Source organism: Paenibacillus sp. FSL R7-269 (assembly GCF_000517865.1).
Taxonomy (GTDB): Bacteria; Bacillota; Bacilli; order Paenibacillales; family Paenibacillaceae; genus Paenibacillus_AQ.
Genome location: NZ_ASPS01000042.1, coordinates 134641 through 161368, shown reverse-complemented (window position 1 = coordinate 161368; position 26728 = coordinate 134641). Strand labels below are relative to the sequence as shown.

General features: G+C 49.1%; 31 protein-coding genes. 5 read left to right on the top strand and 26 right to left on the bottom strand.

The window, feature by feature from the left end:
* Nucleotides 1-8: 8 nt before the first annotated feature.
* From C162_RS19590 to C162_RS19570, 5 genes are all read right to left on the bottom strand, one after another.
* Nucleotides 9-263, bottom strand: coding sequence for an aspartyl-phosphate phosphatase Spo0E family protein (locus C162_RS19590; protein WP_036696846.1), 255 nt, complete (start codon nucleotides 261-263; stop codon nucleotides 9-11).
* A gap of 199 nt (nucleotides 264-462) precedes the next feature.
* Nucleotides 463-1680, bottom strand: a complete 1218-nt coding sequence (locus C162_RS19585) for an aminotransferase class I/II-fold pyridoxal phosphate-dependent enzyme (RefSeq protein WP_036696744.1) — start codon at nucleotides 1678-1680, stop codon at nucleotides 463-465.
* A 13-nt stretch (nucleotides 1681-1693) separates the two neighbouring features.
* Complete coding sequence (locus C162_RS19580; RefSeq protein WP_036696743.1) at nucleotides 1694-2185, bottom strand: Lrp/AsnC family transcriptional regulator; 492 nt, start codon at nucleotides 2183-2185, stop codon at nucleotides 1694-1696.
* Nucleotides 2186-2353: 168 nt separating this feature from the next.
* Nucleotides 2354-2752, bottom strand: a complete 399-nt coding sequence (locus C162_RS19575; protein WP_051493727.1) for a spore coat protein — start codon at nucleotides 2750-2752, stop codon at nucleotides 2354-2356.
* Nucleotides 2753-2788: 36 nt separating this feature from the next.
* A complete protein-coding gene (locus C162_RS19570) occupies nucleotides 2789-3022 on the bottom strand; it encodes a hypothetical protein (protein WP_036696741.1) in 234 nt (77 codons plus the stop codon).
* Between the two features lie 188 nt (nucleotides 3023-3210).
* On the opposite strand from C162_RS19570, the gene C162_RS19565 reads away from it, so the two are divergent.
* Entirely contained in the window at nucleotides 3211-4449 is a 1239-nt protein-coding gene (locus tag C162_RS19565) for an NAD(P)/FAD-dependent oxidoreductase (protein ID WP_036696739.1), read from the top strand.
* Nucleotides 4450-4585: 136 nt separating this feature from the next.
* Here C162_RS19565 and C162_RS19560 read toward each other — a convergent pair whose 3' ends face one another.
* Entirely contained in the window at nucleotides 4586-6145 is a 1560-nt protein-coding gene (locus C162_RS19560) for a flavocytochrome c (RefSeq protein WP_036696737.1), read from the bottom strand.
* A gap of 239 nt (nucleotides 6146-6384) precedes the next feature.
* Between C162_RS19560 and C162_RS19555 the strand changes: the two genes are divergently transcribed.
* Nucleotides 6385-7197, top strand: coding sequence for a CPBP family glutamic-type intramembrane protease (locus tag C162_RS19555; RefSeq protein ID WP_036696735.1), 813 nt, complete (start codon nucleotides 6385-6387; stop codon nucleotides 7195-7197).
* A gap of 32 nt (nucleotides 7198-7229) precedes the next feature.
* Here C162_RS19555 and dcuS read toward each other — a convergent pair whose 3' ends face one another.
* The 3 genes from dcuS to C162_RS19540 all read right to left on the bottom strand — a co-directional run bounded on the left by dcuS (nucleotide 7230) and on the right by C162_RS19540 (nucleotide 10854).
* On the bottom strand, nucleotides 7230-8846 hold the full coding sequence (gene dcuS, locus C162_RS19550) for a DcuS/MalK family sensor histidine kinase (RefSeq protein ID WP_036696733.1): 1617 nt from the start codon (nucleotides 8844-8846) through the stop codon (nucleotides 7230-7232).
* Between the two features lie 191 nt (nucleotides 8847-9037).
* Nucleotides 9038-9397 (bottom strand): FMN-binding protein, encoded by a 360-nt coding sequence (locus C162_RS19545; RefSeq protein ID WP_036696731.1) that lies wholly within the window; start codon nucleotides 9395-9397, stop codon nucleotides 9038-9040.
* Between the two features lie 26 nt (nucleotides 9398-9423).
* Entirely contained in the window at nucleotides 9424-10854 is a 1431-nt protein-coding gene (locus C162_RS19540) for a flavocytochrome c (protein ID WP_036696729.1), read from the bottom strand.
* Nucleotides 10855-11038: 184 nt separating this feature from the next.
* Here C162_RS19540 and C162_RS19535 point away from each other — a divergent pair, with 184 nt between their 5' ends.
* Nucleotides 11039-11497: a hypothetical protein gene (locus tag C162_RS19535; protein ID WP_036696728.1), complete on the top strand. Its 459-nt coding sequence runs from the start codon at nucleotides 11039-11041 to the stop codon at nucleotides 11495-11497.
* 127 nt (nucleotides 11498-11624) lie between these two features.
* Here the strand turns inward: C162_RS19535 and C162_RS19530 are convergent, their stop codons facing one another.
* The 3 genes from C162_RS19530 to C162_RS19520 form a co-directional block, all read right to left on the bottom strand.
* Nucleotides 11625-12344, bottom strand: a complete 720-nt coding sequence (locus C162_RS19530; RefSeq protein ID WP_036696726.1) for a response regulator — start codon at nucleotides 12342-12344, stop codon at nucleotides 11625-11627.
* Nucleotides 12345-12610: 266 nt separating this feature from the next.
* Complete coding sequence (locus tag C162_RS19525; RefSeq protein ID WP_051493723.1) at nucleotides 12611-13237, bottom strand: DUF4291 domain-containing protein; 627 nt, start codon at nucleotides 13235-13237, stop codon at nucleotides 12611-12613.
* 158 nt (nucleotides 13238-13395) lie between these two features.
* Nucleotides 13396-14073, bottom strand: coding sequence for a lactate utilization protein (locus C162_RS19520; RefSeq protein WP_036696725.1), 678 nt, complete (start codon nucleotides 14071-14073; stop codon nucleotides 13396-13398).
* A 94-nt stretch (nucleotides 14074-14167) separates the two neighbouring features.
* Here C162_RS19520 and C162_RS19515 point away from each other — a divergent pair, with 94 nt between their 5' ends.
* Nucleotides 14168-14869, top strand: a complete 702-nt coding sequence (locus tag C162_RS19515; RefSeq protein ID WP_036696723.1) for a Crp/Fnr family transcriptional regulator — start codon at nucleotides 14168-14170, stop codon at nucleotides 14867-14869.
* Between the two features lie 44 nt (nucleotides 14870-14913).
* Here the strand turns inward: C162_RS19515 and C162_RS19510 are convergent, their stop codons facing one another.
* From C162_RS19510 to C162_RS19450, 13 genes are all read right to left on the bottom strand, one after another.
* Entirely contained in the window at nucleotides 14914-15543 is a 630-nt protein-coding gene (locus C162_RS19510; RefSeq protein WP_036696722.1) for a pentapeptide repeat-containing protein, read from the bottom strand.
* 13 nt (nucleotides 15544-15556) lie between these two features.
* Entirely contained in the window at nucleotides 15557-16084 is a 528-nt protein-coding gene (locus C162_RS34475) for a hypothetical protein (protein WP_051493722.1), read from the bottom strand.
* 63 nt (nucleotides 16085-16147) lie between these two features.
* On the bottom strand, nucleotides 16148-16648 hold the full coding sequence (locus tag C162_RS19500; RefSeq protein WP_051493720.1) for a pentapeptide repeat-containing protein: 501 nt from the start codon (nucleotides 16646-16648) through the stop codon (nucleotides 16148-16150).
* Between the two features lie 5 nt (nucleotides 16649-16653).
* The gene (locus C162_RS19495; protein WP_036696721.1) at nucleotides 16654-16947 is read right to left on the bottom strand and encodes an immunity 53 family protein; all 294 of its coding nucleotides are present in this window, start codon (nucleotides 16945-16947) and stop codon (nucleotides 16654-16656) included.
* Nucleotides 16948-17535: 588 nt separating this feature from the next.
* Nucleotides 17536-17856, bottom strand: coding sequence for a hypothetical protein (locus C162_RS19490; RefSeq protein WP_036696719.1), 321 nt, complete (start codon nucleotides 17854-17856; stop codon nucleotides 17536-17538).
* Nucleotides 17857-18005: 149 nt separating this feature from the next.
* Nucleotides 18006-18431 carry a hypothetical protein gene (locus C162_RS19485; protein ID WP_036696717.1) on the bottom strand — a complete coding sequence of 142 codons (426 nt, stop codon included), beginning with the start codon at nucleotides 18429-18431 and terminating at the stop codon, nucleotides 18006-18008.
* Between the two features lie 464 nt (nucleotides 18432-18895).
* Entirely contained in the window at nucleotides 18896-19132 is a 237-nt protein-coding gene (locus tag C162_RS19480) for a hypothetical protein (protein ID WP_235218471.1), read from the bottom strand.
* Between the two features lie 216 nt (nucleotides 19133-19348).
* Nucleotides 19349-19759 (bottom strand): hypothetical protein, encoded by a 411-nt coding sequence (locus C162_RS19475; RefSeq protein WP_051493719.1) that lies wholly within the window; start codon nucleotides 19757-19759, stop codon nucleotides 19349-19351.
* Between the two features lie 20 nt (nucleotides 19760-19779).
* Nucleotides 19780-20184, bottom strand: coding sequence for an Imm7 family immunity protein (locus C162_RS19470; protein WP_036696715.1), 405 nt, complete (start codon nucleotides 20182-20184; stop codon nucleotides 19780-19782).
* A 36-nt stretch (nucleotides 20185-20220) separates the two neighbouring features.
* Nucleotides 20221-21423 (bottom strand): MFS transporter, encoded by a 1203-nt coding sequence (locus tag C162_RS19465; RefSeq protein ID WP_036696714.1) that lies wholly within the window; start codon nucleotides 21421-21423, stop codon nucleotides 20221-20223.
* 81 nt (nucleotides 21424-21504) lie between these two features.
* A complete protein-coding gene (locus C162_RS19460; RefSeq protein WP_036696711.1) occupies nucleotides 21505-22050 on the bottom strand; it encodes a hypothetical protein in 546 nt (181 codons plus the stop codon).
* Between the two features lie 130 nt (nucleotides 22051-22180).
* The gene (locus tag C162_RS19455; protein WP_036696710.1) at nucleotides 22181-22600 is read right to left on the bottom strand and encodes a DUF350 domain-containing protein; all 420 of its coding nucleotides are present in this window, start codon (nucleotides 22598-22600) and stop codon (nucleotides 22181-22183) included.
* A 31-nt stretch (nucleotides 22601-22631) separates the two neighbouring features.
* The gene (locus C162_RS19450) at nucleotides 22632-24998 is read right to left on the bottom strand and encodes an endonuclease MutS2 (protein ID WP_036696708.1); all 2367 of its coding nucleotides are present in this window, start codon (nucleotides 24996-24998) and stop codon (nucleotides 22632-22634) included.
* 152 nt (nucleotides 24999-25150) lie between these two features.
* Between C162_RS19450 and C162_RS19445 the strand changes: the two genes are divergently transcribed.
* Nucleotides 25151-25498 (top strand): phage holin family protein, encoded by a 348-nt coding sequence (locus tag C162_RS19445; RefSeq protein WP_036696706.1) that lies wholly within the window; start codon nucleotides 25151-25153, stop codon nucleotides 25496-25498.
* Nucleotides 25499-25542: 44 nt separating this feature from the next.
* Here C162_RS19445 and C162_RS34470 read toward each other — a convergent pair whose 3' ends face one another.
* Nucleotides 25543-26676: a GGDEF domain-containing protein gene (locus tag C162_RS34470; RefSeq protein WP_051493717.1), complete on the bottom strand. Its 1134-nt coding sequence runs from the start codon at nucleotides 26674-26676 to the stop codon at nucleotides 25543-25545.
* Nucleotides 26677-26728: the final 52 nt, after the last annotated feature.

Sequence of the window (26728 nt, the reverse complement as noted above, 5' to 3'; positions counted from 1 at the left end):
CTGCTGTATTAATTACTCTTACGGTGACGGCCTCTCATATACTCATTAATCTTGAGGTCCAGCAAGCTGCTGATTGCTATTACATTATCCGAGGTAAAGGACTTCTCCTGCATAAAGAGCTGTTCCATTCTGCTGCGGAGCATCTGAATTTCATCTTCCAGCGAGAGCCTGCGTGCATTCGCATCTCCTTTGGCGCGAGGTAGCCCGCTTCCGGAACCACACTTCCCGCCATAGGAGGATAAGTAATAATCTGCGCTCAGCACAATCACCCTTCCTGATGTAGTATTGCGCGTCATCCAGATAAGAACTGTGTAGTTCTGTGCAACCAGATATGAAGCGCCTTTATTCCGGAATAAGAGGTCCATGTAAGTGTATTACAGGTGTTTCTTGTCCTTAGAGTAAAATAATACCATATCAGAAGGTGATCGGCTATAGTTCGATTTACTTCTTTGTCGAGCCTTGTCAGGCCCCTTCCCGGGCCAGCTGTGAGACAAATGCCCCAATTCGCTCAACCGCTTCATTCAACTGGGACACCGAGGTGGCATAGGAGCAGCGCAGATAGCCTTCCCCGCCTAGACCGAAGACACTTCCCGGAACAGCAGCGACCTTATATTCAAGCAGCAGGCGCTGGGCGAACTGGTCCGAGGTCAGGCCGGTGGCCTGAATACTCGGAAATGCATAAAAGGCACCCTGCGGCTCATGGCACTCAAGTCCTGCCTCCCGCAGCCCCTTGACAATCAGCCGGCGGCGCTGGTTATACGAGTCTGTCATGCGGTCCTTCTCTTCCATTCCGTTGGTAAGTGCCTCCAGCGCAGCCACCTGGCCCATCGAAGGCGCACACATGACGGTATACTGGTGAATCTTCAGCATGGCAGAGATCAGGTCCGGGTGCCCGCAGGCATAGCCCATCCGCCAGCCGGTCATGGCGAAGGCCTTGGAGAACCCGCTGACCAGGATCGTCCGGTCCAGCATTCCCGGCAGCGAAGCGAAGCTGACATGATTGCTTCCATAGGTAAGCTCGGCATAAATCTCATCGGAGATGACGATAAGATCATGCTTCTCGACCACCTTGGCAATCGGCTCCCAATCCTCACGGCTCATGATGGCGCCCGTCGGATTGCTTGGATAGCAGAGAATCAGAATCTTCGAGCGCGGGGTGATCTTGGCCTCCAGATCTTCGGCAGTCAGCTTGAAGTTGTTCTTCCCGAAGGTCTCAATGCCTACCGGAATACCGCCGCCGATAGCCGTGATCGGAGAATAAGAGATGTAACAGGGCTCGGGAATCAGAATCTCGTCCCCCGGAGAGATCAGAGCACGCAGGGCCAAATCAATAGCCTCACTGCCGCCGACCGTGGCGATAATCTGATTCGCCGGATCATACTTCACGGCGAAGCGGGTCTCCAGGTACTCGGCAATACCCTCACGCAGCTCAGGCATCCCGGCATTGGAGGTGTAACCGGTGAAGCCGCGTTCGAGTGAATAGACGCAGGCCTCTCTGACATGCCAAGGTGTCTTGAAGTCCGGCTCGCCGACACCCAGCGAGATAATATCCTTGCTGCCTGCCGCCAGATCAAAAAACTTGCGGATGCCCGAAGGCTGAATCTGCTGGACCAGCGGGGCCAGATAAGAGTTCATCGACTTGCCTTTATCTCCTGTGTGCTGTGCGTTATTAATGATCATGACATTACATCCTTCACGGAGATATCATCAGACGGTTGTCTTCCTCATGCTCTTCAAAGATGATACCGTCCTGTTTGTATTTTTTGAGCGTAAAATTAGTCTTCGTAGAGAGCACTGCATCAATCGGTGACAGCTTCTCAGACACAAAGTTAGCGACCTCGCGCAGATTGCGGCCTTCCACTTCCACCAGCAGGTCGTAAGCACCAGACATCAGATAGACCGATTTAACCTGCGGATACAGATAGATCCGTTCGGCAATCCCCTCGAAGCCGCGGCCCCGTTCCGGCGTAATCTGTACCTCGATCAGTGCTGTCACCCGTTCATCATCGACTTTGTCCCAATTGACAACCGTCGCGTATTTCACAATGACATGGTCCTGCTCCATTTCAGCAATAACAGTCTTTACATCTTCTTCCTCCGCACCAAGCAGGGTCGCCATTAATGCAGTCGAGCTTCGCGCGTCCTCCTTGAGCAGTTCCAGCACTTTCCTCTTCAATTCATTCATTCTTAGGGCCTCCTGCAAAAAAGAGTTTAGTATTAATATGACATGAAAAGTACCATTCTGCAAACAAAATAACCCCGCCGGGGCGGGGTTATCTGGCTGCATTCCCTTTGTATTTTCTCCTGCATGGCCGGGTAAGCGCTCTAATGCTTCACAGGCCCATCGCCAGGGTTACATATAATAGGAACCGTTATGATGCTGCTGGACGTTCGGCTGGTGCTGCGAAACATTCGAATGCTGGTTAAAGGCTCCTGCCCCGCCTGTTTTCTCACGCACAAACTGCTGCAGCTTCTGCTGGGTCTGCTGGGCACTCTGAATCTGCTTGTCCACATCCTGACGCAGCGCTTTGCCCGGAGGGGTGTACATGTTCATTTGCGACATCTGCATGTACAGTTCCCCCTGAATTCTGAGGGTATCCATAGTCAAATCATTGAATACCCGTCTGACGGCGGGACAATTCGATTCTGTAGCTGCTGTGGTGTACTCGCGGACTGTCCGCTTCAAATCGGCCAAAATCGTGTTGAGTAAATCTTCATCCGCCATAAACGGCGTTCCATTCTGTGCGTACACAGTAAAACCTCCTTCAAAGTTTGTGGGTACTGCCTGTTATTGCGGCTGCGATGGTGCGTACTGCTGATGCTGATGGAGCAGCTGGACCAGCATATCCATGTGATGGGTATGACTCTGGATCTGCTGGATGCAGATCCCCTGCACGGCAGAGTTCTGAGTGGTTCCGGCTGTAGCCGCGAGCTGCTTAATCAGCAAATCCTCATTGGAAATGGAATCCGCAATGTATTCCAATTCTTTTCCGCTAAGTGCCTGCATTTGGTTAGATTGCATGTTCGGTAGTCCCTCCTTCTGGTTGTTCAAGCGTTCCTTAGTATGCTTCCGGGGGAGGCTGTTTATGTACCGGAAGGTACATTCAGCAAGCTTACACCTGATGAATAATCCTTAGGGTCTTGACGCATGAGACTCTGCAATAGTGCAAATAATACTACTCTGAATGACACAAAGGAGCGAACAGATCTATGAAACTCGTCAGCGGGCAACTGCCCTGGGAACACACACTGCCTGAGACTCCGGTATATCCGGTACTTGCGGATGATATTACCTGCGACTGTCTGATTGTAGGCGGCGGGATGGGCGGAGCGATGATGTCCTACCGCATGTCCCTCAGTGGAGCAGATACTGTTCTTATCGATAAAAGAACGGTCGGCACCGGAAGCTCCCACGCTAATACGGGACTGCTGCAAATCGCCAATGACAAATCACTGACTGCCTGCATGAACACCTTCGGGGAAGAAAACGGCGTGCTGTTCTACAGACTCTGCCAGCAAGCCATGCGTGCGATTCTGGAGCTGCCCGGCAAGCTGGATATCGATCCGCAGATTATTGAGCGCAGCAGTCTGCTGTATGCCAGTAAGCCGGAAGATGTTGCTATGCTGAAGCTGGAGAATGAGAATCTGGTGAAGCATGGCTTCGATTCGGAATTCTGGGAAGAGGAGACGATCCGCGCCCATTATGCCTTCTCCAAACCAGGAGCGTTGTATTCCAAAGGAGATGCGGAGACCAATCCGCTGCTCACCGTACACAGTCTGATTCATAAAGCGCACTCCGGCGGGGTAAGGGTCTATGAGCATACCGAAGCCCTTCATTATGAGTACAATGAAGACGGCGTAATCTGTCATACCGGGCAAGGCCGGATTGTTGCTAAGAAGGTCGTCTTTGCTATGGGTTATGAGACCCAGGACATGAAGAAGGACCGGGGAGCAGAGCTGATCAACACCTATGCCATTATGACCGAGCCTCTGCCCCAACTTCCGAAATGGCATGAGCAGAGTCTGCTCTGGGAAACGGCCCGGCCTTATCTGTATTTCCGGACTACTCCGGAAGGCCGGATCATTGCCGGCGGCAAGGATGAGCAGCTTACCAGTGTAGAGCGGCGTGAGGTTAGGGTCCTCTCCCAGTGTGAGCGTCTGCTTGAGGAGGTTACGGCCCTGTTCCCGGAACTGCAAGGAATCAAGGCTGAATATTCCTGGGGAGCGGTCTTCGGCTCCACCCATGACGGGCTGCCTTATATGGGACCGCACCCGGAGTTCCCGCACTGCTACTTCATTGAAGGCTATGGGGGGAACGGCACGGTCTACAGCATGATCGCCGCCGAGCTGCTTGCAGATACGCTGGCCGGCAAGAGCCGCCCGGAGCTGGAGCTTTTCTCGCTGACCCGGTCGCCGAAGCCTGCGCCCTCCCCCGCGATACTGTCTTAAGGGCAGCTGGTTCAGGGAGGCGGCATCAGAGAGAGTTGCAACATAGAAAGGGATGCCCGCGTAGCCTGATGGCTGCGGAGCATCCCTTTTTTGATTAAATACTTATGGTTATAACGATATATAGAAGAATAATAGCTTATTGCGCTTTTACAAATTCAGCCGACTTGATCCCTGCCTGACGTCCGAAGATAATAATCTCGGCTACCGAGTTACCGCCGATGCGGTTCTCGCCGTGCAGCCCGCCGACCACTTCTCCTGCCGCGAACAATCCGGTAATCGCCTTGCCGTCTTTGTTCAAGACCTCAGTGTTGGTGTTGATCACCACTCCGCCCATCGTATAGTGAATCCCAGGGCCGATCTGAATCGCATAATACGGAGCACCGGACAGATCATTATCCATACCGGTAGTTCTGCCGAATTCAGCATCCGACTTACTCTTCACCGCACTGTTCCATGTATCCACGGTAGTCTTAAGTGCTGCTGCAGGAACCTTCATCTGATCCGCCAATGCCTCAATGGTATCTGCGGTCTTGACCACACCCATCTTAATGTATTGATCTACCGCCTTAACACGGGATTTCACTCCGGCGTCGAACACGAGATAAGCGGATTTCTCAGGAAGTGTATTAATTGAAGCCGTCACCTTATCACGGGTATTCATCTCATTGCCGAAGCGCTTGCCCTCAACAGATACAAGAATAGCTCCTTCGCCCCGGACCGCTTCACCGATCAGGTAGGATTTCTCCTGCTGCACAGTCGGGTGAACCTGAATCTGATCCAGGTCTACGGTAGTTCCGCCGACCTTCTCAATCATGGCAATGCCGTCGCCGGTGCTGCCAATCTGGTTGGTCGTTACCAGCCCTTGCAGATCCGGGCGAACCTTGGCAATCAGTTCTTTGTTGGCACCGAAGCCCCCAGTGGTTACGATAACTGCTGCTGCGCTGATCATTTTGTCATCGGCCTGGTTGAAGAGCACCTTCACGCCGTTCACCTTACCGTCCTGTACCGTAAGCTCCTTCACATCCGCATTGACGAACAGCGGAATTCCCTGCTCCTGAACATTGCGGACAAGTCCTGCTACAAGATATTGTCCCACTGCCGAGCCGTCTTCCGGACGATGGGTACGCTTCTCTTTCATACCGCCGGTAATTGTAATATTGTTCAAGCGGATTCCGATGGAATCGAGCCAGTCAATGGCACCCGCGGATTGATCCACGAAGAAGTGCAGCAGCTCCTTATTGTTCGTATCATGTCCGCCCTTAAGGGTCTCTTCATAGAACAGTTCGTTGCTGTCTTCGATGCCCTGCTCCTTCTGGAACTTGGTCTGCGAGGCATTCATCCCTGAGGAGGATTTGGTCGTATTGCCGCCGGCAACCGGCATTTTCTCTAAGATGACCGGGTTCATGCCGGCCGCTTTGGCTTCCAGCGCAGCAGACATTCCCGCACCGCCCGCACCGACGATGACGATATCATATTTATCCTTTAACTGATCGTACGGAGTATAGCTCGCTTCGGATGCTCCCGACACGGCCTCTGCCTTCTCTGTAGGTGCAGTGGTTGCTGCCGGCTCTGTTGCCGCGCTGCCCGCTTCCTTGCTCTCATTCTTGCTGCCGCCCGCATTGTTGTTTCCGCAACCTGCAATGACCAGCATCACGGAGAGAATGAGGATAAGCGCCGCTGTTAATCTCTTATTCATGTGAGTTGTGCCCCCTTGTGCATATTTTCACAATTATCATAGCGCCAAAGAAGCGGTTTATGGAACCTTCCGTAAGTTATTAAAGAGTTTTGTAACTAAAGTAACCAAATTAACTAAGTAGCTGTACAGATGGCTGCCTGCGTAAGAGTGAGAGAATTAACTTCGTTCCGGTCAGAATTATGATAGACTCTATCCCGTCTGCATACATAACTTGAAGTATCCGGAAGGAGAAGGAAATATTGACTAACAAAAGTAATCTTAGAGCGGTATGGATCATGTTTGGTGTATTTGTATTGCTGTTTCTGTTGAATTTCGGCATTCACAGTAATAATCAGGCCCCGACAGCCAGAATGTGGCTTCTGCTGGGCGTATGGGCCTTCCTCATTAGCGTGCTGCTGCTTGTAAAACACAAGCTGCCGTCGAAGCGGCAGATTCTGCTCTCTATCCTGCTAGCCGCTGCTGTAGCTGTCGCCTATATTAATCTGTCCCTCTTCTCCATGATTGAGGTGAGCCTGCTCACGTTAATGGCATCGTTGGCTGTATTAAGCACCTTCAACCAGTATAACGAAGGAAAGCTTCTTTTTCTCAACACAGCCAGCGCCTCAACAATCTTCATGAGCCTATTCGTGGGAGCCGCCGCCGGCATTCTGCTCGGAATCATCAATCTAGTGCTGAGCGGACAAAGCCTCGATGGATTCAGCCTGAAGCTAATCTATTTCAGAGTGGCGCTCAGTCCGGCCATTTATGAAGAACTAGCCCTACGTACCTTGTTCTATGCCCTATGCCTGTCCCTGATGCACGGCAGAGCCGATACCAGAGCCCAAAAATTTACCGTCTGGTTCATGATGATCGTTCCCCATGTGCTGGTCCACACGCCGGACAGCTTCATTCAGGGTGGAATCATCCCCGGCATCATCAGCACTCTCATGTATATCCTCTTGTTCGGCCTGCCCTTTGCAATACTACAGCGCAAGCGGGACCTCACATCTGCCATGCTTGCTCATGGAATAGTGGATATCATACGATTCTGTTTCCTGGGTCTCCCCTTCTAGTAGAGGGGTGCTCCGGCACGGTACGGCACAGTTCACACCTCCTCCTCCTCCCCCTTCACCTCATAAGGCACATCAACTATAAAATGCCCCCCTGAACCGTAGACGGCGGCCAGCTCAAGATGGCCCTTTAATTTATCCACACTTTTCTTGACCAAATACAGCCCGATTCCCCGCTGTTCACCCTTGGAGGAGTAACCCTGAACGAAGATCTTCTCCTTGAGGCCCGCCGGAATTCCCGGACCGTTGTCGCTAACCTCGCATAGCAGCCGCCCCTCTTCATATTGAAAAGCAAGCTCCACCCGCTTCACGGGTTGCTCGCAGAGCTCCCCCAGCGCCTCCAGGGCATTATCCAGCAGATTGCCGGCAATCGTAATCAGCTCATGAATCACCTGCGGATCAGCCGGCTCCGGCAGATAGCTGTCTCCGGTCAGCAACAGCTCTATCCCCGCTTCGCGTGCCCGGCTCAGCTTCCCCAGCAGAAATCCGGCCATCACCGGGTCCTTGATCTGTCTCGTGATCGACCCGATCTCCTTCTGGTAATTGCTTACCGTTCCCAGAATATATTGCTGCAGCTCATCATACAGGCCCATATGCGTCATGCCCATAATGACATGCAGCTTGTTCATGAACTCATGGGCACCGGAGCGCAGTGCTTCTGCATAGACAGAGACTCCCGACAGCTTCTCCGCCAGCACAGCCAGCTCAGTCTCATCCCGGAAAGTGGCAATCGCGCCAACGATGTTACCGTTCACCCGGACTGGCAGGCTGTTCACCAATAAAGAGCTGTCTCCCAGCTCCAGCTCCTGGTCCTGTATCCCCTCTCCCTCAGCCAATACCCGCTCCAGACCCAGCTCCGGCCAAAACTCGGCAATCTGCCGGTTCATGGCGCTCCCGCCAATCCCGGCTGCCCGCAGAAGCCGCTGTGCTTCCATATTAAGGATGGTAATCCGCGCCTTCTGATCTACGGCAATAATTCCCTCGCGCGTGGATTCCAGCATCGCACTGCGTTCCTGGAGCAGCTTGGAGATGTCCTCCGGCTCCATGCCGAACACCATCCGCTTGATCTGCGCTGCCAGAATGAATGCTCCTCCCGCTCCAAGCAAGGCTCCCGAGACCAGAATCGCAATAATCGTCCACTCATTCAGCAGGACCAGCCGCTCAACCCGCTCCAGGGACAGACCGGCAATGACCACACCCACCTGATGCCCCCGGTTGTTATAGACCGGCACGAAGCCGCGCAGGGATCTGCCGAGCGGGCCGGCCCCTTCGGAGATACTCTCCCCTCCGCGCAGCGATATCTCTTGGCCTCCTCCCGCAAAGGGCAGTCCGACCAGCGAGGCATCCGGATGGGAATAGCGGATACCCTTCATATCTGTGACTACCACGAACATAATATCGTTGCGGCGGGCGATTCTTGAGGTGTAGTCCTGAATCTCCTTGCTGTTGCCCTCACTGAGTCCCTCAGAGACCAGCGGAATCAGAGCGATGGTACGGGCAATCGTAATCGCCTTATCCTCCAGCGCCTGCCGGGTCTGCGGAATAATCTGATTGCGGAAAATAAAATATAAAATCAGCAATACCAGCAGGACAACGGCAGACACCATAACGGCGATCATTGTGCGCAGACTGTAGCTTTTTTTCCTGGCCACTTGCGTGATGACCTCCCTTCATATCCCTTTTCCCTTCGAACTATATTAGTTGAACCTGAATTTGTAAAGCTGCTCCCGGGGCTCGCTTCTGGGGAATAGAAGAATGAAGCAAGCCCAGCCGTTCTGCCGGAGACAGGAGGGCTGGGCTTGCTGGGCTGAACTTTTCACAACTCTATTAATTGGATGATAGCTTACTGCTTCTTGGCCTGTTCCAGCGCCTGGGTCACCGCTTCAATAATTCCGCCGCTGGAGCCGGAAGCACCGGAGAGGGCGTCTACGCCTTCTGTGGTTTGCTTTTCAATAATTTCAGGAATGGTATTCTCCACTGCCGCATCGATCATCGCCTGCGTCTCCTTATGCTCCTCTACGGTAATGGCGTCGATCTTCTCATCCTTGATTTCTACCGCCACTTTAATATCACTCTTGACCCCTTTACCTGTTCCATCATACGTCCCGTCTACATACTTGCCGGAAGATGAAGAGCATCCTGCCGTAAGTACTGTTGCAGCCGCAAGGGCAGAGAACAGCAACGTTTTTGTCCACTTGTGCATGAGTAATTCCTCCTTCTGGAAAGTTTCTATTTCTTAAGTGCCTTCACAGCTTCATCCGCTGCAATCCGGCCGAAGGTGGTGATGTCTGCAAGTGCATTCCCGCCCAGACGGTTGGCGCCGTGTACCCCGCCGGTTACTTCGCCCGCAGCATACAGTCCGGCAATGACCTGATCCTTGGTATCCAGCACCTGTGCCTGAGTGTTAATCGCTACTCCGCCCATGGTATGGTGGATTCCCGGTGTTACCTGAATTGCATAATATTTACCTTTTTCAAAAGACAGTTCAAGATCCGGCCGTTCAAACTCTGTATCCTTACCGGAAGCAACGAAGCCATTATACGTATTCAGTGTATCTGCCAGTGCTTTGCCGTCTACACCAATCTGTGCCGCCAATTCTTCAGGAGTTGCCGCTTCTTTGACCAGATCCATTCCAAAGTAAACCTCGGTTGCCTTCAGGTTCGCACGCAGCTCATCATTGAAGATCAGGTAAGCTACTTTGCCGGACTGGGCCAGAATATTCTGGGACACGACATCGCGGGTCAGCAGTTCATTCGTGAATCGCTTGCCTTCGCTATTGACCAGAATTGCACCGTCTCCGCGTACCCCTTCCGTGATCAGCACGCCTTGATTCGGAATGGTGGTCGGATGAATCTGAATCTCCTTCATGTCTACCAGCTTGGCGCCGATCTTCTCTGCCATCGTTGTACCATCGCCGGTTGCGCCTGGATGGTTAGTCGTAGAGAACCCTTCCAGCTTCGGCTGGTACCCCTTGATCATGTCCATGTTGGCGCCAAAACCGCCGGCCGCCAGGATAACAGAATTGGCACTAATCGTGTACTGCTTGCCATCCTTATCCGTCACCTTCACCCCGGTAACCATGCCGTCCTTGTTCTTGACGATCTCATCGGCAGTCGTCCGCAGGCGCACATCAATCTTGTATTCCTCCAGCTTCTTCTTCAGCGCGACTACGATGAAATTCCCTGCCGCTTCCCCGCCTGCCGGACGGTGAATCCGGTTCACGCTTGCCCCGCCTGCGCGTCCCACTTCAGACAGCTCGGCTCCATTCTCCTTCAGCCACTCCACGGAAGCCGCCGCACCGTTCGTAAGCGTTCTGACCAGTTCCGGGTTGTTAAGGTTCTTGCCGCCCTTCATGGTATCCTCGAAATGCAGCTCCGGACTGTCTTTGATGCCATCCGCTGCCTGATAAGGTGTTCCTGCCGCATTCAATCCGCCTTCCGCACGGACGGTATTGCCTCCAAGCATAGGCATTTTTTCGATCAGTATCACCTTAGCTCCCTGATTATGCGCTTCAATGGCAGCAGTCATTCCCGCGCCGCCGCCGCCGATAATTACAATGTCCGTAGACTCCCCTTTGGTGCTGTTACATGCAGGCAATACCACCAGACTTGCCAGCAGCAACCCTTTGCCCAGCAGACTTCCCCATCTCTTTCTGTTCATTCTGTTCTCCTCCAATTGTCATTGTGCATATTTTCACAATCATCATAACCTGAAGGAGCCCTCACTAGAATATTTAGTAATTAAAGAAATGATAAAGTAAATAAAGGTAGTGAATTTGCTTGAATGTGGTTATAGATTTATAATTGGAGCTTATACAACCGTATCACTAGGAGGAACAGAAACTATGGAAAAAAGCGAAAAATATTGGCTGGCCGGTGCTGTTCTGGCAGCAGCCGGTGTCTCCCTGATGAGCTACACCGCAAGCCGCTATACTTCATTCAAAAGAGTAGTTGCCCGAACCATCCGTCTGGAAGATATCGCTGCACTGGAAATTACCCGCCTGTCTTCTGTTCCCGGTGAACAGAAGGATGTTGTGCTCACCGAGCCGGAAGCGATTAAGCGGATCTACGATGATTTCTCTGGTGTCCGCCTGATGAAATCCGCCCGCAATGTCAACACTGACAACAAGTACAGCTATTACATGACCATCGTGCAGGCCGACCGGAAGCAGCGGTTCGACATTATTTTGAAGGGCAAGCATCACATGATTATCTACGACAATGACATGAACAACCCGCACCTGGTAGCCTACAAAATCATTAACGAGTTCAGTCCGCTGGCTCTGCAGCAGGCCTTCGATTGATTCTGCGCACGTTTATGTATGGCATAGCTTAATAACCTTCACAGCTAATGTGAAGGCTATATGGAGTCATGGAACGCCTGAGGCAGCCTCGGGACACCGTGACTCCGTTTTATTTTATAGAGAAAGCCTATAGATATTTACGGATAAGTTCATGCCCTTCAGGTCTCACCTTATACATATACACCGGCCTGCCTACTGCCCCGTAGCTAAGCTCCATCTCCAGAATGCCTGCCTCCGTCAGAAAAGCCAGATATTTGCGGACCGAGATCCGCGAGATGGGCGCATGGCTGCTGATATCCTCTGTGGAGAACACCCGGCTCTCCAGCCGGTTAATCGTGCTCCAGATGCTCTCCAGTGTGCCTTCGGCAAGTCCCTTGGGCAGCGGCAAGGCAGCGGACTGCTCCTCTTCCGTCCCGAGCGAATGCCGCAGCAGCTTATCCAGCTGCTCCTGGCTGAGATGCTCCTTGTGCATCAGCTTATAATCTTCACGATACGCCGACAAGGCCGCCTGAAACCGTGCAAACTCGAACGGCTTGATCAAATAATCCACGGCCCCGTTCTGCAGTGCCTTGCGGATGCTGGCATTGTCGCTGGCGGCGGAGATCACAATGATATCCACCTTGCTCCCCTGCTCCCGCAGAGCAGAGAGCAGCTGCAGCCCGCTGACACGCGGCATATAAATATCCAGCAGCACCAGATCTACCTGCTCCTTCTCCAGCATAGTCATCGCCTCATCCCCTGTCGCCGCCCAGCCCGCATACTCAAAGCCCGCAACCTGCTCCAGATAATGCCGGTTAAACTTCGCCACCATCGGGTCATCCTCTACGATCAACACTCTAATGTTCATGGGTTCTCCTTGTCTTTTGTGCAATTACAGCTATATAGATTGAACTAATGAATTTTATGTTTTGGGATTATCAGTGACTCCAGAGAAGTTTTGGACTTCCGGCCGCTGCCCTTCTGCAGATTTCATGATTTTATACCGATATAACGGTTGAAATCCGCAAACAAAGGCGGTCGCTACCGCTCCTCCAGTTCCAAAATTCCCCTCCGCCACTTTCCCTTAACTTAAATTCCCAAGTTCAATTGATAGGGATTGAAGGTAAATCATTTTCACATAAGTATCCCTAAAGTTCTTTGAATAGAATTTTCCACAGGATACGGGGTCTCCTTCGGCAACACCCCCGTGCTGAACTTCCCGGATTGTATCGCCTCTCTGGTATCGATTACAAACTCAGTAATATCAGTGATTTCTACTATGCATTCGTAGATGAATTTATGCACCATATCGCCCCTGAGACCTAACTGAATGGCTCTTCGCGGCAATTTGTTCCCATGGATATCTCTATCCGGGTCCCATTGGCATCTCACTTGGGAAGCTTGTAACTTCGTCTGCCACTCCTCTTGGGAAGCATACAAGTCAGGATCATATGAGGACAGCACCACCTGAGACAAAATATGATTGAAGCCCTCTCTGGTAATATCAATCGCCAATATCCGCTCCTGATCCGTTTTGGTCGCCCACCCTGACCGGTACATCATCCATAAGAAAGAAGGCTTGATCCAGGTCATTCTATCTATCTTGAAAGAAGGCCCGAATTGCCCAAACTCTGATACCTCATCTGCAATTTTATGATTATATGCTTGGTAGACTCTGACCGTTTGATCATTGTAATGGGCCATGATTATTCTCTCTTCTGCATCTGTCGTCCGCTCCAGTTGTTTTCGCACAGTTGTCATTTAGATGGTTGCCTCCGAACTTTTTTCTAATGCTGCTCCTATCAGTATATTCTGAGTCTGCTATTCAGTCTAACTTTAGATCAACTTTCCTCCCAAATAGAAAAAACGGCTTGGGATAGAGGAGATTCTCCTACCCTAAAGCCGCTATTAGTTCTTTTTCAAAATCCCAAAGATTCACCAACGAGGATAACCTTAATTCTCCCCGCTGTTTTACACATTCTTGTTTCGACGATGTAAGAACAGATACAATCATCCGATTTACAATCTGCGCAAGCACCATTGACCAGGCAGGGCGTTTTTTGCGGTGAATGTAAGAATGGGCTGGACGAACTTGAACAACGGCTTGCGTTAATGGGGGCGGCATAGGTTCTGGCTCTGATTACTGCGTCTTCAGCGGTCTTGCACACCTTATTCATCCCCACGACAGCAACCACACTTCTCGGTCCAAAAGTAATCGCTGCCGCCCGGTTGCCCACACTGTCGATATTAACCAATATCCCATCCTCACTAACCGCGTTGAAGCTGGTTAAATAGGTATCGCACAAAAGAGATTGGCGCATGAGGTCATAACGTTCCTCCATCGTCTGTGCTGTATCACGGTCAGTGACTCTATAACTGCCTTGACGTACCCGATCAAGAAGCCCGATTTCCTCAAGCGTGACGGACCCGCCCCATGATACCGAAGACTGTTCCGGAATTAAGGATAGCGCCTTTTCTGCAGCTTCAATGGCGTTATCACAGTAATAGGCTTCAAATTTTCTGCTTTGCAGATTTTTAATAACCTTAGTGGCTAACAGCCGGTTTCTCGCTTTGATTGAATCTTCTTTCGCTTGCATTGTTCTTCCTCCGTTCTATCCTTAGACAAGGTGGCTAAACTTCGTGTGTATGTATAATTAATATAGTATAGTAAAAAGAAAAAGGATGTTGCACATGCAACGCGAAGCCGCTCAGAATAACTTAGCTTCCCTCTGTCAATCACGTTTATTTTCAGGGATTTCTCCAGATGATATTCCCCAAATGCTTGAATGTCTGTCAGCCACGCAGAAAGAATATGCAAAAGATGAGATGGTGGTCCGTGAGGGGGATTTCGTCGATGATGTCGGCATCATATTGCAGGGTACCGCTCAAAGTACGAAATTGAACGTCAAAGGAAAACAAATTATTGTATCCCTCCATTATCCTGGTGGATATACCGCTGTACTAACAGCTGCCAGCCGTGGAAGAAGATGCCCAATGTCAATACAGGCAATAGAACCACTTGAGGTTCTGTTTATTCCGGTCCAAAACATATTGAGCCCTTGCACAAAGTTAGGTATAGCACACGAACAATTACTTGGTAATCTTTTCGATAGTATCGCCGAACGGGCGTTAGAACTGCATGACCGGAATGATTGTCTGATTATGCCGACTATTCGCGATAAGGTCCTGACTTATTTAACAAGAGTTGTGCGCGAAACGGGAACGGAGACTTTTACAATTCCCTTTGACCGGAAAGCGATGGCCGAGTATCTGGACGTAGACCGCAGCGCCCTATCCAGAGAGCTGGCATGGATGAAGCGGGACGGCTTGATTGAATTTTATAGGAATGAATTTAGGCTATTGCAAGAAGCAGTGGAAAGGGATTTTGACTAATGGTAGGAGGGCTGGTGTGGTCTTGGCTTATGTGACGGTATTAGTTAAATTTTATCCATCATACATTTACTTTTAAAGTATTCTATGGCACTCTCCGCATTAATTAAATTAGGCATTTCAAAAGTTCCTATGTTTATTTCTTTAATAAGTCTTAATAAATCTATATCTTTCTTCTTTGAAGAAATCTTTAAATTTTCAACTACACATCTCCAAAAATCTGTAGAAACAAAATTACATTCTTCAAAAACAACATCTTTAACAATACAACTTGAGAAAGCACTATTTATTAGGCAATCTTTAAATGATGAATTCTCAAATTGAGCTTCATAAGTTTCTAAAGAAATAAAATTGCAATTAGAAAATTTCGAACTTGTAATGATGGCATAATCAAGAGCAGTTTTTCCTAAATTACAGTTTTCAAATAAAGTATCTATGAAAATACAGTCATATAATTCTGCGCCCCCAAAATTAGTATTGTTGAACACTTTACCTTTAAAAAGAGAACTTGTAATATATGTTTCTACAAAATCTAAGTCCGATAAATCATTATCAGTAAAGTCAACTTCATCAAGTATTAATCTTTGTCCCTTTTCAATTTGATCAGTAATTGTGTTGAGATATAAATTGTGATCTTGAATAAGAATATTCAACTCTGTCTGATTAATTTTCTTCAAGGTATCACTCCATTCACAATTTCAATGCGTTCTTCAATTCCCTATACTCATCTATAGTTAATCCATTCACGGTCACATGAGTGATATAATTCTCATAATTAAAACCAATGTTCGTTCTTCCAAATCTGACTAAGGTATGGCATTTATCTGCTTCACCAATGATCGTTGTGATCGCTTCTTTTTCCAAACATACTTGAAAATCATTGATGCAATCATATATTCCACTATCAGGAATGATTCCTAAATCAAAAAAAGGAGTAGCTTCAACTAATTTATTACTTTTAATGACCACATCATTTAATACTGCATTTTTGACTGCGGTTAATGTTAGATTTCTAAGTACCCCTGTTTTTGAGCCTATTCCAAATTCTATTAACGATTTTTCTATATCTCCTGTTCTCCAATACACAGTATCCTCGTTTGCTAGTGAATTCTTATTTCCTATTTCAATACTAAAAGGAACATAATAGTCAAACTCAATACGGCTCTCATTTACTTCCTTTAGATCGCATAGTTTCAACAAATCCATATTTTTCTCCAATCCAGGTCCATCCTAGAGAAGCAGCAATGGAACAATAGCGGTTTTTCCTGAAGGCTTTATTCCTTAGGAGTGTTTATCTCCAACCTTAATTGCTCCGTATTCCAAGGGGTCAAACCCTAATGGCCAAACGGTGTTATCATCGAATAAGGCACCTTCTAAAAGGCAATCTTGTATCCTTTCACACATCATATTAGCTCCCATTAATTTTGCATCTTTAAAATCAGTCTTCCATACATCAGCTCCAACTAAATTAGCGTTATTTAAGTTAGCATTTCTTAAGATAGCTCCTGTTAGCTTGGCATTTGTAAGGTTTGAAGACTCCAATATAGATCTTTCAAGCATCGTCACCATTAACAAAGCACTTGTTAAATTCGCTCTACTTAAATTTGCCTCTCTTAACTCTGCACCACGTAAATTGGTTCCGATTAAACTTGCTCCACATAAATTCTCTTTATTTAGTATAGCTCTATGCAAGTCAAGGTTATCTAAGTTTGAGTGTTCAAGGGAATCAACATTAAGTTTTATTGGTTCATTTGCTATGCTATAAATAATAATTCCATTCACTCTCCTTATGTATTACTTGTTGCCCACTGATAAAAAATGTTTAGTATTTCCTCAAGATTCCCCGGACCGCCGGCACCAGTGAAACATCCATCTTGTTTTTTACAATAAATCCAGTCATCATCCGTTCGCTCTACTCGTACTACATCCATCTGCTTATACTCCACCTCTAATCCGTCCAAAGCAATTACAACATGCCACCCGGGATTGTCAATAGAGTTAATTCTAATGCCACCGCCATGCTCCCATTCTCCATCGCATTGTGTGGTGTACCATTCTTGTAACCATCTTAAAATCTCCATTGATTACACTCCTATATGGTTTTCCTAGAGTTTCCTGAGGGTATGGTTTTCCTTACTCCTCCTGGTGTTCTCTAATCATCAACGTGAGAGGTTATCCTAATATTTCTTTGACTGTGAATACAGCAGATTCACGAACATATGGGTTCCGATGGTTGAGATATCTTTTTATTATTGGAAGATAATGCATCTTGAGTAAAACTTAGTATATCGATACATCTGCTTAAACATTCTTCAGGAGTATTGTCCAAGTTTTCAAGAAACTTATAGAAATTAATGTTAGTTATTTTTTGAAATACAGCTGCCTTTGAAATTGCATCTAAAACCTCAATTTTCACTTCTCTACCAGTTTCAGTGATTGAAAATTCTAGTAAGACACACAGCATCTCGTCAAAATACTCTATATTCTTATTAAATGAATCAAACTGATCTTTTGTCTAATTTCTCGGTTTTTGATCCGCTTATCAAATTTTCCCGCAGAATATTAGCTTCCAAGAATTTGCACCTTCAGTGGGTTCATGACTCTACCACCGTTACTAGAACAACTTTGTAAAATGTTTAAGGTTAGCATCTGGAAAGGTTGTTGATTAACTAAAAATCGGATGGATCTGCAATTGTAAATTCATCTTTATGCCATAATTCTTTTTGACTAAGTGTCTCAAGGAAATTTATTAAAGTATTTTTCAGTGTATCCTCGATGGTAAAACCCCGTCCTACGCCAGGGTAGGGGCAACCATCAGTATCATTTATCAAAAGATTTGTATACCCTGTTAGTTCTCCCTTTACCCCTTCAAAGATTTTCACTTTAAATTTTGAATATGGCGTTTTCTCTAATTCCTGAATTTCAAATTCAGCGACACATTTTCGTATCGATGCAATACCGGGTATTTTAATACTTCTCCAATCTTCCATAGCTTTCACCTCATCAGCAAATGGTACTTTTGAGCCTATCTGGTGCTGAATCTATAATGCTCCTTTTATACTATTATCCATACATCTTAGATTGCTAAGGCAAAGGGAAAACTTAAATAGCATGGGCCAATCAAGGTTTTAAAGGCTCATTATTTCTCGTTTTGTTCAGATAACTCTTTCTTAATGTTTTCTAACCTTGTTCGTGAAAGCCTGGTATAGTTAAGTACCTTATCAATATCTATTCCATCGGAAAGCATTTTGCTTGCTACTGCAACCTCACCACTGAGTTCACCGATTGGATAGGATGCTCTTCTTCCCTCGTCCCTCCCTTGCTCCCTTTCTTTTGTAACAGAATACTCTAAACTTCCATTTAAATCCAAATACCATTCCATCTCTTCTGGGCAGTTTGGAGCATATCCAATACTTCCTTCCCACTCCTGATCATCTTGAAATCCAATTACGATGTCTCCCGCATGTAAATCGAAATAAGAGATTACAAATGGAGATATAGTAGGTCTACTCGGCCCAAAATAATTAAAATTTGTATCAATAGCAATTTTTACTACCGTAGTCATTATACTCAGCACCTCCCCCGACTTGAACGTCTTAACTCCTCTGCTACTGTCTGTACTTGTTATGCCATTCCTTTCGTCCTTCTTTAATATTAGATATGCAAAAAGCTCATTCCTACTCATCATTCAAGTGGGAAAGGGCTTTTGAAAGTTTATCTAATGTTAAAGGGCTAAATACTATCTTGTAACCATCCTCTAGCTTTTTCACCTACTAAAATATTTGGTTGTTCTGGCGTCCCAATATTGATGTTTTTTATAAAAGTGTCCTCTAGCCCCCGAACTCCAGTTAATTTAGTTCCTTTTAGCAATACTTTTTCAAACGTAGCTAATTACTGGTATGCTAGCTAGTAGTGAGTAAGTCATTTACACGTTGTAGAATCTGGGGGTTATCCAATATCATATTTTCACTTTCTTGATTTGAATAACTTCTTAGAGTGTCAATGCATACCTCGAATAAATCTTCATCATTAGTATTGAGCAAAAGGGATTAGAATGTTAAGTTCATGAACACTACACTTGTTATCCAAGCAATATGCTATTTTTCTCTGCCATTCTATTGGCCTGCTAAGGATCTGATTAGACAATTCAATCCAATCAATTGGGCTAAACTCTGAAAGTATCTCACCAGCTATGACACAGCCATCATCGTACCAAGAATCCACTGTTGTTTCGGCAGATAAAAGGATATCTAGTTCTTTAAACATATTTGAAACCTCCGCTTAAAATCTCATGCTGCACATGGTATACCCACTGCCATCATGAACATGGAATCTTTGACTTGCATTTCTTCACTCCTTCCTCAAGATTTCCACTTGGCTTTCCTTCAATAGCAACGATGTTGGCAACCTTGATGAAGAACGCTGTCTTGACCTCAATTGAGAACATTCTCTCACCTCGCCATTTATCTAAAGTAAAGCTTCTTATGTATGTTCAACAGAAATAGAAGGTTCTTCTAAGATTTTGAATGATATTTTTTTGGCTGCTATAAAAATAGGCGGGTTCTCAAAACCCTCTACACTGACTTTGAAAATGTAATTCCCTATTTCCACCCTGTATTTTTGATTCATTACAATGATTTCATCAGTATTGGCTAGTTCAATAAAAACTTTGGCTGTATCTGCATGCCATAAAAATAAAGTTGAAACAAAATACGGTTCTTCAAACTTAATATCTATCACATATTCATTACTACTTAGGTCGATGCTGCCTGACAAAACAATTTGTCCTGCATCCATGCGACAAAATTCAAAATCCATCCATAAGCATCGGCTTAAATACGTATTGATTTTCTTGATTTCTAAGTTAACTTCATCTACACTCATTGCAAACATTTGAATCCTCTCCTGTTTGGTCACTGTAATATGCCATCCTCCACGACCGGAACAAACGGTGATAACCACGCATCCTCTTGCCGCCTTAAAGTTCCGCGGGCTAGTACGAATACTTTGAACTCGTTATCGTAGCCTTCGATATCCTCATCATCTCTTGTATAGAGTAAGCCATAAGAACCCGGTGCTTGGTCTGCGATGAATTGATATAGCTCAAGGATCTCCCCGGCCTCGAAACTTTTGTGATTCAAAAATCCTCCTACAGCAAGATGATACGTCCCATTTGCAGCATAGACTTTTAAGAGTCCAGCACTCCAACCCAACTCTAAGATAAAGTTTTGTATATTTTTGAACACCAACTCTAAATTTCCAGCGTCTTCTTCTCCAAACGTCTCCCGGATCGTAGCCCAGCCATGAAACTCGTACATCTCCCCACCCGATTCCTAGATATTTGATGAAAACAATCAGACCCTCCCCCTCTGCCCCAGCACCCTCCGCACCACCACCCAACTCCCCAGCGGCGCAGCGCCCAGCAGCAGCATTAGCAGCGTGATCGTCTGCGGAGACTGGTCCAGTGACAGCACGGCGATGAAGATCAGTAACCCGAGCAGGCGGCCGCTCATCAGGCTAAGCTCCCTGAGCACTACCAGCTCCACGCGTTTGCCGGCGCTCTCCTCGGACACTCCCATAAGGTCGAAGCTGGTGGACAGCATCGGCAGCATGTAGAGCGGCAGGCAGAGCGAGGTCCCGATTCCCATGATTAGGAGGGTGGTAAAGTTCACCTTCCACAGCAGCGGAAGAAGGAAAGCGATGAGCAGCAGACTGCCTGCCAGCATACCGCCGAGCCGGGCACGGGGCTTGAACCATCTGCCTGCAGCATAATAACTGATCAGGGAGACGGCGGAGGTCAGCAGGGCGAACTGTCCCAGTTTGCTCTCCTCCTGTGCTGCAATGTAGACGAGCAGACCGATCAGGAAGGAGAATACGCCTTCCCGGATGCCCTGGAACACTAGCGCAGCCGCAACTGGCCGCCAAGGGCTGCGCCTGCGGGCAAGCTCGCGCCAGGGCTCCAGCCAGAGATAGGCTTCGCCGCGCGGCCGTTTGCGCAGCCAGAAGCTTAGCACAGCAGCCACCCCATAGATACATAAAGACAATATGAATACCATACGGTAGCCTTGTCCGCCTTGCCAGCGGGAGATCATCCAGCCGGACACCCAGGGTCCGGCTATTCCCGTCAGAGAACCTAGCAGGCCCATCCATCCGTTATAGAAATCGCGGTTCGCAGCGTCCGTAATCTCGAAGAAAACAATATTGAACGCCAGCCAATACAGCCCGATCGATAGCCCGAGGACCCCGCCCAGCGGCCAAATGTAATGCACTGCCTCTTCGCGAAGCCACAGCACCAGCAAATAAAAAAAGCCCGATACGGCAATTCCCAGCCGCAGGGCATTCATTTTGTTATGCTCTTTCACCCACTTACCGCCCAGCCAGAAGCTGAGACCCACGGCAAGCTGCTGGGCCACGGTGAACCACCCGATCATGGCGAAGTTCTGCCGGCTTTTCCACAGATATACGTTGAGGAACGTTCCTGCAAGCACTGTAGCCAGAAGGTATAGCCCGCCTACAGCCAGCAGCAGCGCCGCCTGTCCCCGTTCTGAATCTCTCATGCTTAGCCCTCCCTGCTCGTCCTAAGACACTTCATCTATCACTAACATGTCCAGACGGCAGGGAAAGCATGAATCCGATCTTTATTCGGCTGCGGTGCTGAGATTGCGGACAAGCTGGATGCGGTCTTCCTGCGCCAGACTGTGCTGGACATGGAAGCAGGAAGGACAGACGTACAAATTCAGCGCGAAAGGAGGCTTCAGCACGGCTGCACCGCCCAGTACTTCCGGCGTTGCCGGGGTGAACCCATCCACCTGCTGCGTACCGGAGTGAAGCATCAGCTCATGGCATTGCGGACATTCCGGCGCTTCCAGTTGGGCAGCCAGCATGCCTGAGACCTTGTCCTCATAACGCTTCAGATCATAATCATCGCCGAACTGGCTCAGCGTACCCCATACAGGCACCACGCTATCCTTGTCGTCGTCATCCCACAAATTATCGTCGCTGATCTCTTCCTCCCCGGAAGCTTCCTGCATATCCGGCTCTTCATCCTCTATATCCTCTGCACCTATCGTCACTGTGCGGTAGCCGCTAAGCTCGTTATTGCAATGAGGACAGGTATCCTCGGGTCCAAACTCCTCATCCCATACAATCTCGGTATGGCACCATGGGCAAACTGTTGTCTCCATCTGTATAATCTCCTTCGCTTACTCACATTCGATTCAATTCACCGTTAAATATATAATGCCGGCCGCTATAAAAGCCAGGGCTGAAAAAAACAGAATCCGAACCAGCAGCTTCATCTCCCTGCCCCCTAATTCAGAATATGGCCGCGCCGATAACATAGGACAAGGATATGGAGAGCAGCATAGCTGTCAGTCCTACGGCCCGGTTATCCGCAGCAATCTCTTCATCAATTGAAAAGACCGGAGTAAAAAACTCGAACAGGAAGTAAGCCAGCAGCAGCAGCAAAAAGCCTACAACCGACCATTTCATCGTCTCATAGATTGATGCCCCTGCTTCAATGCTGAAACGTAAGATGTTGCAGATTCCGAAGATTTTGCCTCCGGTTGCCATAGCTACGGCCACATTCCCCTTGCGGATTTCTTCCCAGCAGTTGTATTTCGTCACCATTTCGAAGAAGGACAGAAAGACGACCAGCCCCAATATGGCGACAGTGAAGTAGCCTAGCAGCGCCCCCAGCGGATGTTCCAGCAAAAGATCAATATTATCCTGCACTCTTTTCCCTCTTTCTGCCGGACTAAGGGCGTTACTCCAGTTCAGCTACCGTCACACCCGCGCCGCCTTCATTGTAGTTCCCGAGCCGATAGCTTTTGACATGCTTGTGCTTGCGGAGATATTCCTGAATTCCTGTCCGCAGGACTCCCGTCCCCTTGCCGTGGATAATGGAGATCTGCCCCAGATTACCGAGAAAAGCTTCATCGATGAAGCGGTCGGTCTCCATAATGGCTTCCTCCAGGTTCGCACCACGCAAATCAAGCTCACTACGGATATTCTCATCGCGTGTACGCTTAACCGTTGTGGCCCTGCGCAGAGCCGGAGGAGGAGCATCCGGTGCGGAGGCCAGGAATTCCAGATCACTCAGATTGACCTTCATCTTCATGATGCCGAACTGTACAACAGCTTCCTTGGTACCGCTCAACTCAACCACAAGGCCCTTCTGATTCACATTCGCTACCTTAACTTCATCCCCTGGCTGAATCTTGCGCGGCGCCTTGACCGAGCTGCGCGGCACAGCCTTCTTGCGCGGTGCAGGCTCTGCTTCATCCAGCCGGCGGCGCGCTTCGATCAACTTATGCTCCTTAACGGATGCGCCTTCCTCCAGTGCCAGGCGGCGGAGGTCGCTGATAATTTCCTCGGCTTCCTTGCGCGCCTTGGCCAGAAGTTCGCTGGCATCCTTCTCTGCCTTCTCGAGGCGTTTGTCGCGTGAGCCTTCCAGCTTCTCCAGCTCCTGCTGCTGCCGCTTACGGAACTCCTCCGCTTCACGGCGAATCTCTTCCGCCCGTATGCGTTCGTTCTCTGCGGTGAGGCGGTTCTCCTCAAGGGAGGCAATCATATGCTCAACGCGCATATCCTCTTCTTTCACTTCACCGCGCGCATGCTCAAGGATCGCACTTGGCATCCCGAGGCGTTCAGCAATGGCGAACGCATTGCTTCGTCCAGGCACACCGACCAGCAGCCGGTAAGTAGGACTCAGGCTCTGCACATCGAATTCCATGCTGGCATTAATAACGCCTGCCCGTTCATAAGCGTATGCCTTCAGTTCACTGTAATGTGTAGTGGCAACCATCCGGGATTCCGTCCGGTGAATATTCTCCAGAATTGCTATCGCCAGTGCGGAGCCTTCGGCCGGATCTGTTCCTGCACCGACCTCATCGAGCAGAATCAGACTCTTTGGTGTCATCCGCTTCAGAATGGATATAATATTCGTCATATGGCTGGAGAAGGTACTAAGGCTCTGCTCAATACTCTGTTCATCGCCGATGTCGGCGTAGATCGCATCGAAGACACACAGCTGGCTGCCTTCCTCGGCCGGAATGAAGAGGCCAGACATCGCCATCAGGCTGAGCAGGCCGATCGTCTTCAGGGTCACGGTCTTCCCGCCCGTATTCGGTCCGGTCACGATGATGGAGCGGTAATCATTGCCCAGCTCCACATCCAGCGGCACAACCTGCTCCGCCGGAATGAGCGGATGGCGGCCCTTGCGAAGCCGCAGGTATCCGCGGTCATTCATCCGCGGCTGGGTAGCCTTCAGGTCGCGTGCAAGACGCGCCTTGGCGAAGATGAAGTCCAGCTCGCCGAGAATGTCGATATCATAAGCCATCTCCTCGGCAATATCGCCTACTAGCGCAGTAAGCCGGTGCAGGATGATCTCGATCTCACGCTCTTCGCGCAGCCGCGTCTCCCGCAGCTTGTTGTTCATCGCCACAATGGATTCCGGCTCGATGAACAGCGTTGCCCCTGAGCCCGACTGGTCGTGCACAATACCGCCGAAGTGGGCGCGGTACTCTGCCTTGACCGGAATGACGAACCGGTCACCACGGATCGTCACAAGCTGATCCTGCAGCATCTTCGAGACCGAAGACGAGCGGATCATCGAATCCAGCTTCTCACGGATGCGTGTCTCACCCCCGCGCAGCTCGCGGCGGAGGGTGGCAAGCTCCGTGCTCGCCGAATCCATTACATCGGCGTTCTCATCAATACACATGCGGATGGCATCCTCAACAGGCTTCTGCTCCGACAGCAGATCACTCTGTGCGAAGAGGGAAGGAATGCTCTCATCGTCATGCATGGCATGGATGAACCGCTTCACCCGGCGGGCCCCGCCAATCGTGTTACCTACCGCAAGCAGCTCTGCCGTGCCAAGCATTCCGCCAATTGATGCACGCTTCAACGCAGGACGGATATCGGTCACGCCGCCGAATGAAGGAATTCCCTTCAACCTGTCAACATTTACCGCCTCATCCGTTGCCTGCAGGAGCTTCTTCACCCCTTCGAAATCACCGGAAGGCTTCAGGAGCTCGGCGGTCAGCCGTCCCATCGGCGTCTGCGTATACTGCATCAATTTATTTAAAATCTTGCGATATTCAAGCGTATGCAAAATTTTGTCGTCCAATTACTGTCACAGCTCCCTTCATAGATGGAACCATTATACCTAATTTAGCCCATTTTCGCTATTTGGGTATGATTTCTGGGCATAGAAATCTGCCTTCGGGCCACAATAACAACGCACATTTCCTTAAGCCAACGCCAAAGGAGGTTAGTTCATTGAGATTCTTAGCTCATGTAGTACGGTTCGTGGTCGCAGCAATCGTGCTGATGGTGGTCGGCTGGATTGTTCCGCAGTTTACGGTCGGGGGATTCTGGAGTGCATTCATGCTTGCTCTGGTGATCGCTCTGCTCGGCTGGGTCGTTGAAGGCATTTTCGGCAAAAAAACAACGCCCTTCGGACGCGGTATCGTCGGCTTCCTGGTCAGCGCCCTAGTCATCTGGATTGCCCAGTTTGTCGTCAGCGGTGTCAGTGTCTCGGTGCTTGGTGCCCTGCTTGCCGCACTGGTCATCGGGATCATCGATCTGTTCCTGCCGGTATCCACTCCGTTTGAAGCAGGCAAATAACGGCGCAAGACAACGTGCAGACAATGAAACCCCCAGCTCCCGGTCTATACCGGAATTTGGGGGTTTTCTGTAAGTTTATGCCCTTTAACGGAAGTGACCGCAGAGGTCACTACAGCATTTTTCCCGCCGCGCTTGGCCGTATACAGCGAATCGTCCGTCTTGCGGAACAGCAGCTCCTTGCCGTCTCCAAGCTGGTAGTGACACAGTCCGATACTGACAGTAATGGGCTTATTCCCGGCATACGGATGGCACATGGCAGCAATACTGATACGCATTTGCTCGACAGCAGCGTAGGCTTCCTGAAAGCTTTTATCCGTAAAAATCACTGCGAATTCTTCCCCGCCATACCTTGCCGCAAAGTCATTCAACCCGATCAGGCTGCCCATCTTGGCCGCCACCTCCTTGAGCACCAGATCGCCCACCCAGTGTCCGTATCTGTCATTAACCTGCTTGAAATTATCGATGTCAATTAACGCAAGCTGCAGCCTCAGTCCGTTGCTCTCACACTGCTCCAGCAGCGAATCCAGGTATTCATGGAATGTCTTGTGGTTATACAGGCCGGTTAACGCATCTATCTTCAGCAGCTTGTCCGAGATCGCCCGCTCCACCATCAGCTCCTGCTCCGACTTGGTGAGCTGCTCCAGATATTCGCGCGTCTCGCGGCCACGGAGAATCACGCCCTGCGCCATTAAGGCAAAGACGACATACACACACTCCACCAGCACAAACTCCAGCAGCGGCTTGCCGAGCAGCGGCCGTTCAAGCCCGAAATAGATCCCCCCGTAGAATACAGTGCTGAACGCTCCAAGCGAATACAGCAGCCGCTGGTCGAAATAGATGAGGGCCAGCATAATCGGCATCATCAACGTCATCTGCGCACCGTCTACATAAGGCTCAAGCACAAAATACATCAGATAGGAAACCATGAAGCTGCAGACCACAACCACCTGCTTATGATAACGGAGCGAGCGGCGCAGCCAGACCTCGGCAGAGGCCATAGCGAGGATAATCATCAGGTTGCAGACTATGAACATATGCCCTTTGCCGGGACTGAATATCGTCTGCATCTTATCAGAACGGGAGTACAGCATATACAGGAACTGGCTAAGCAGCAGACAGAGTACGATGATCCAGTATCCGTACAGTATTCTCCGGTGCCATCTCTCAGCACTTTGCAATGCGTAATCTATAATGATCTGACTCCCCTGCTTCTAGCCGAATAATATGAAG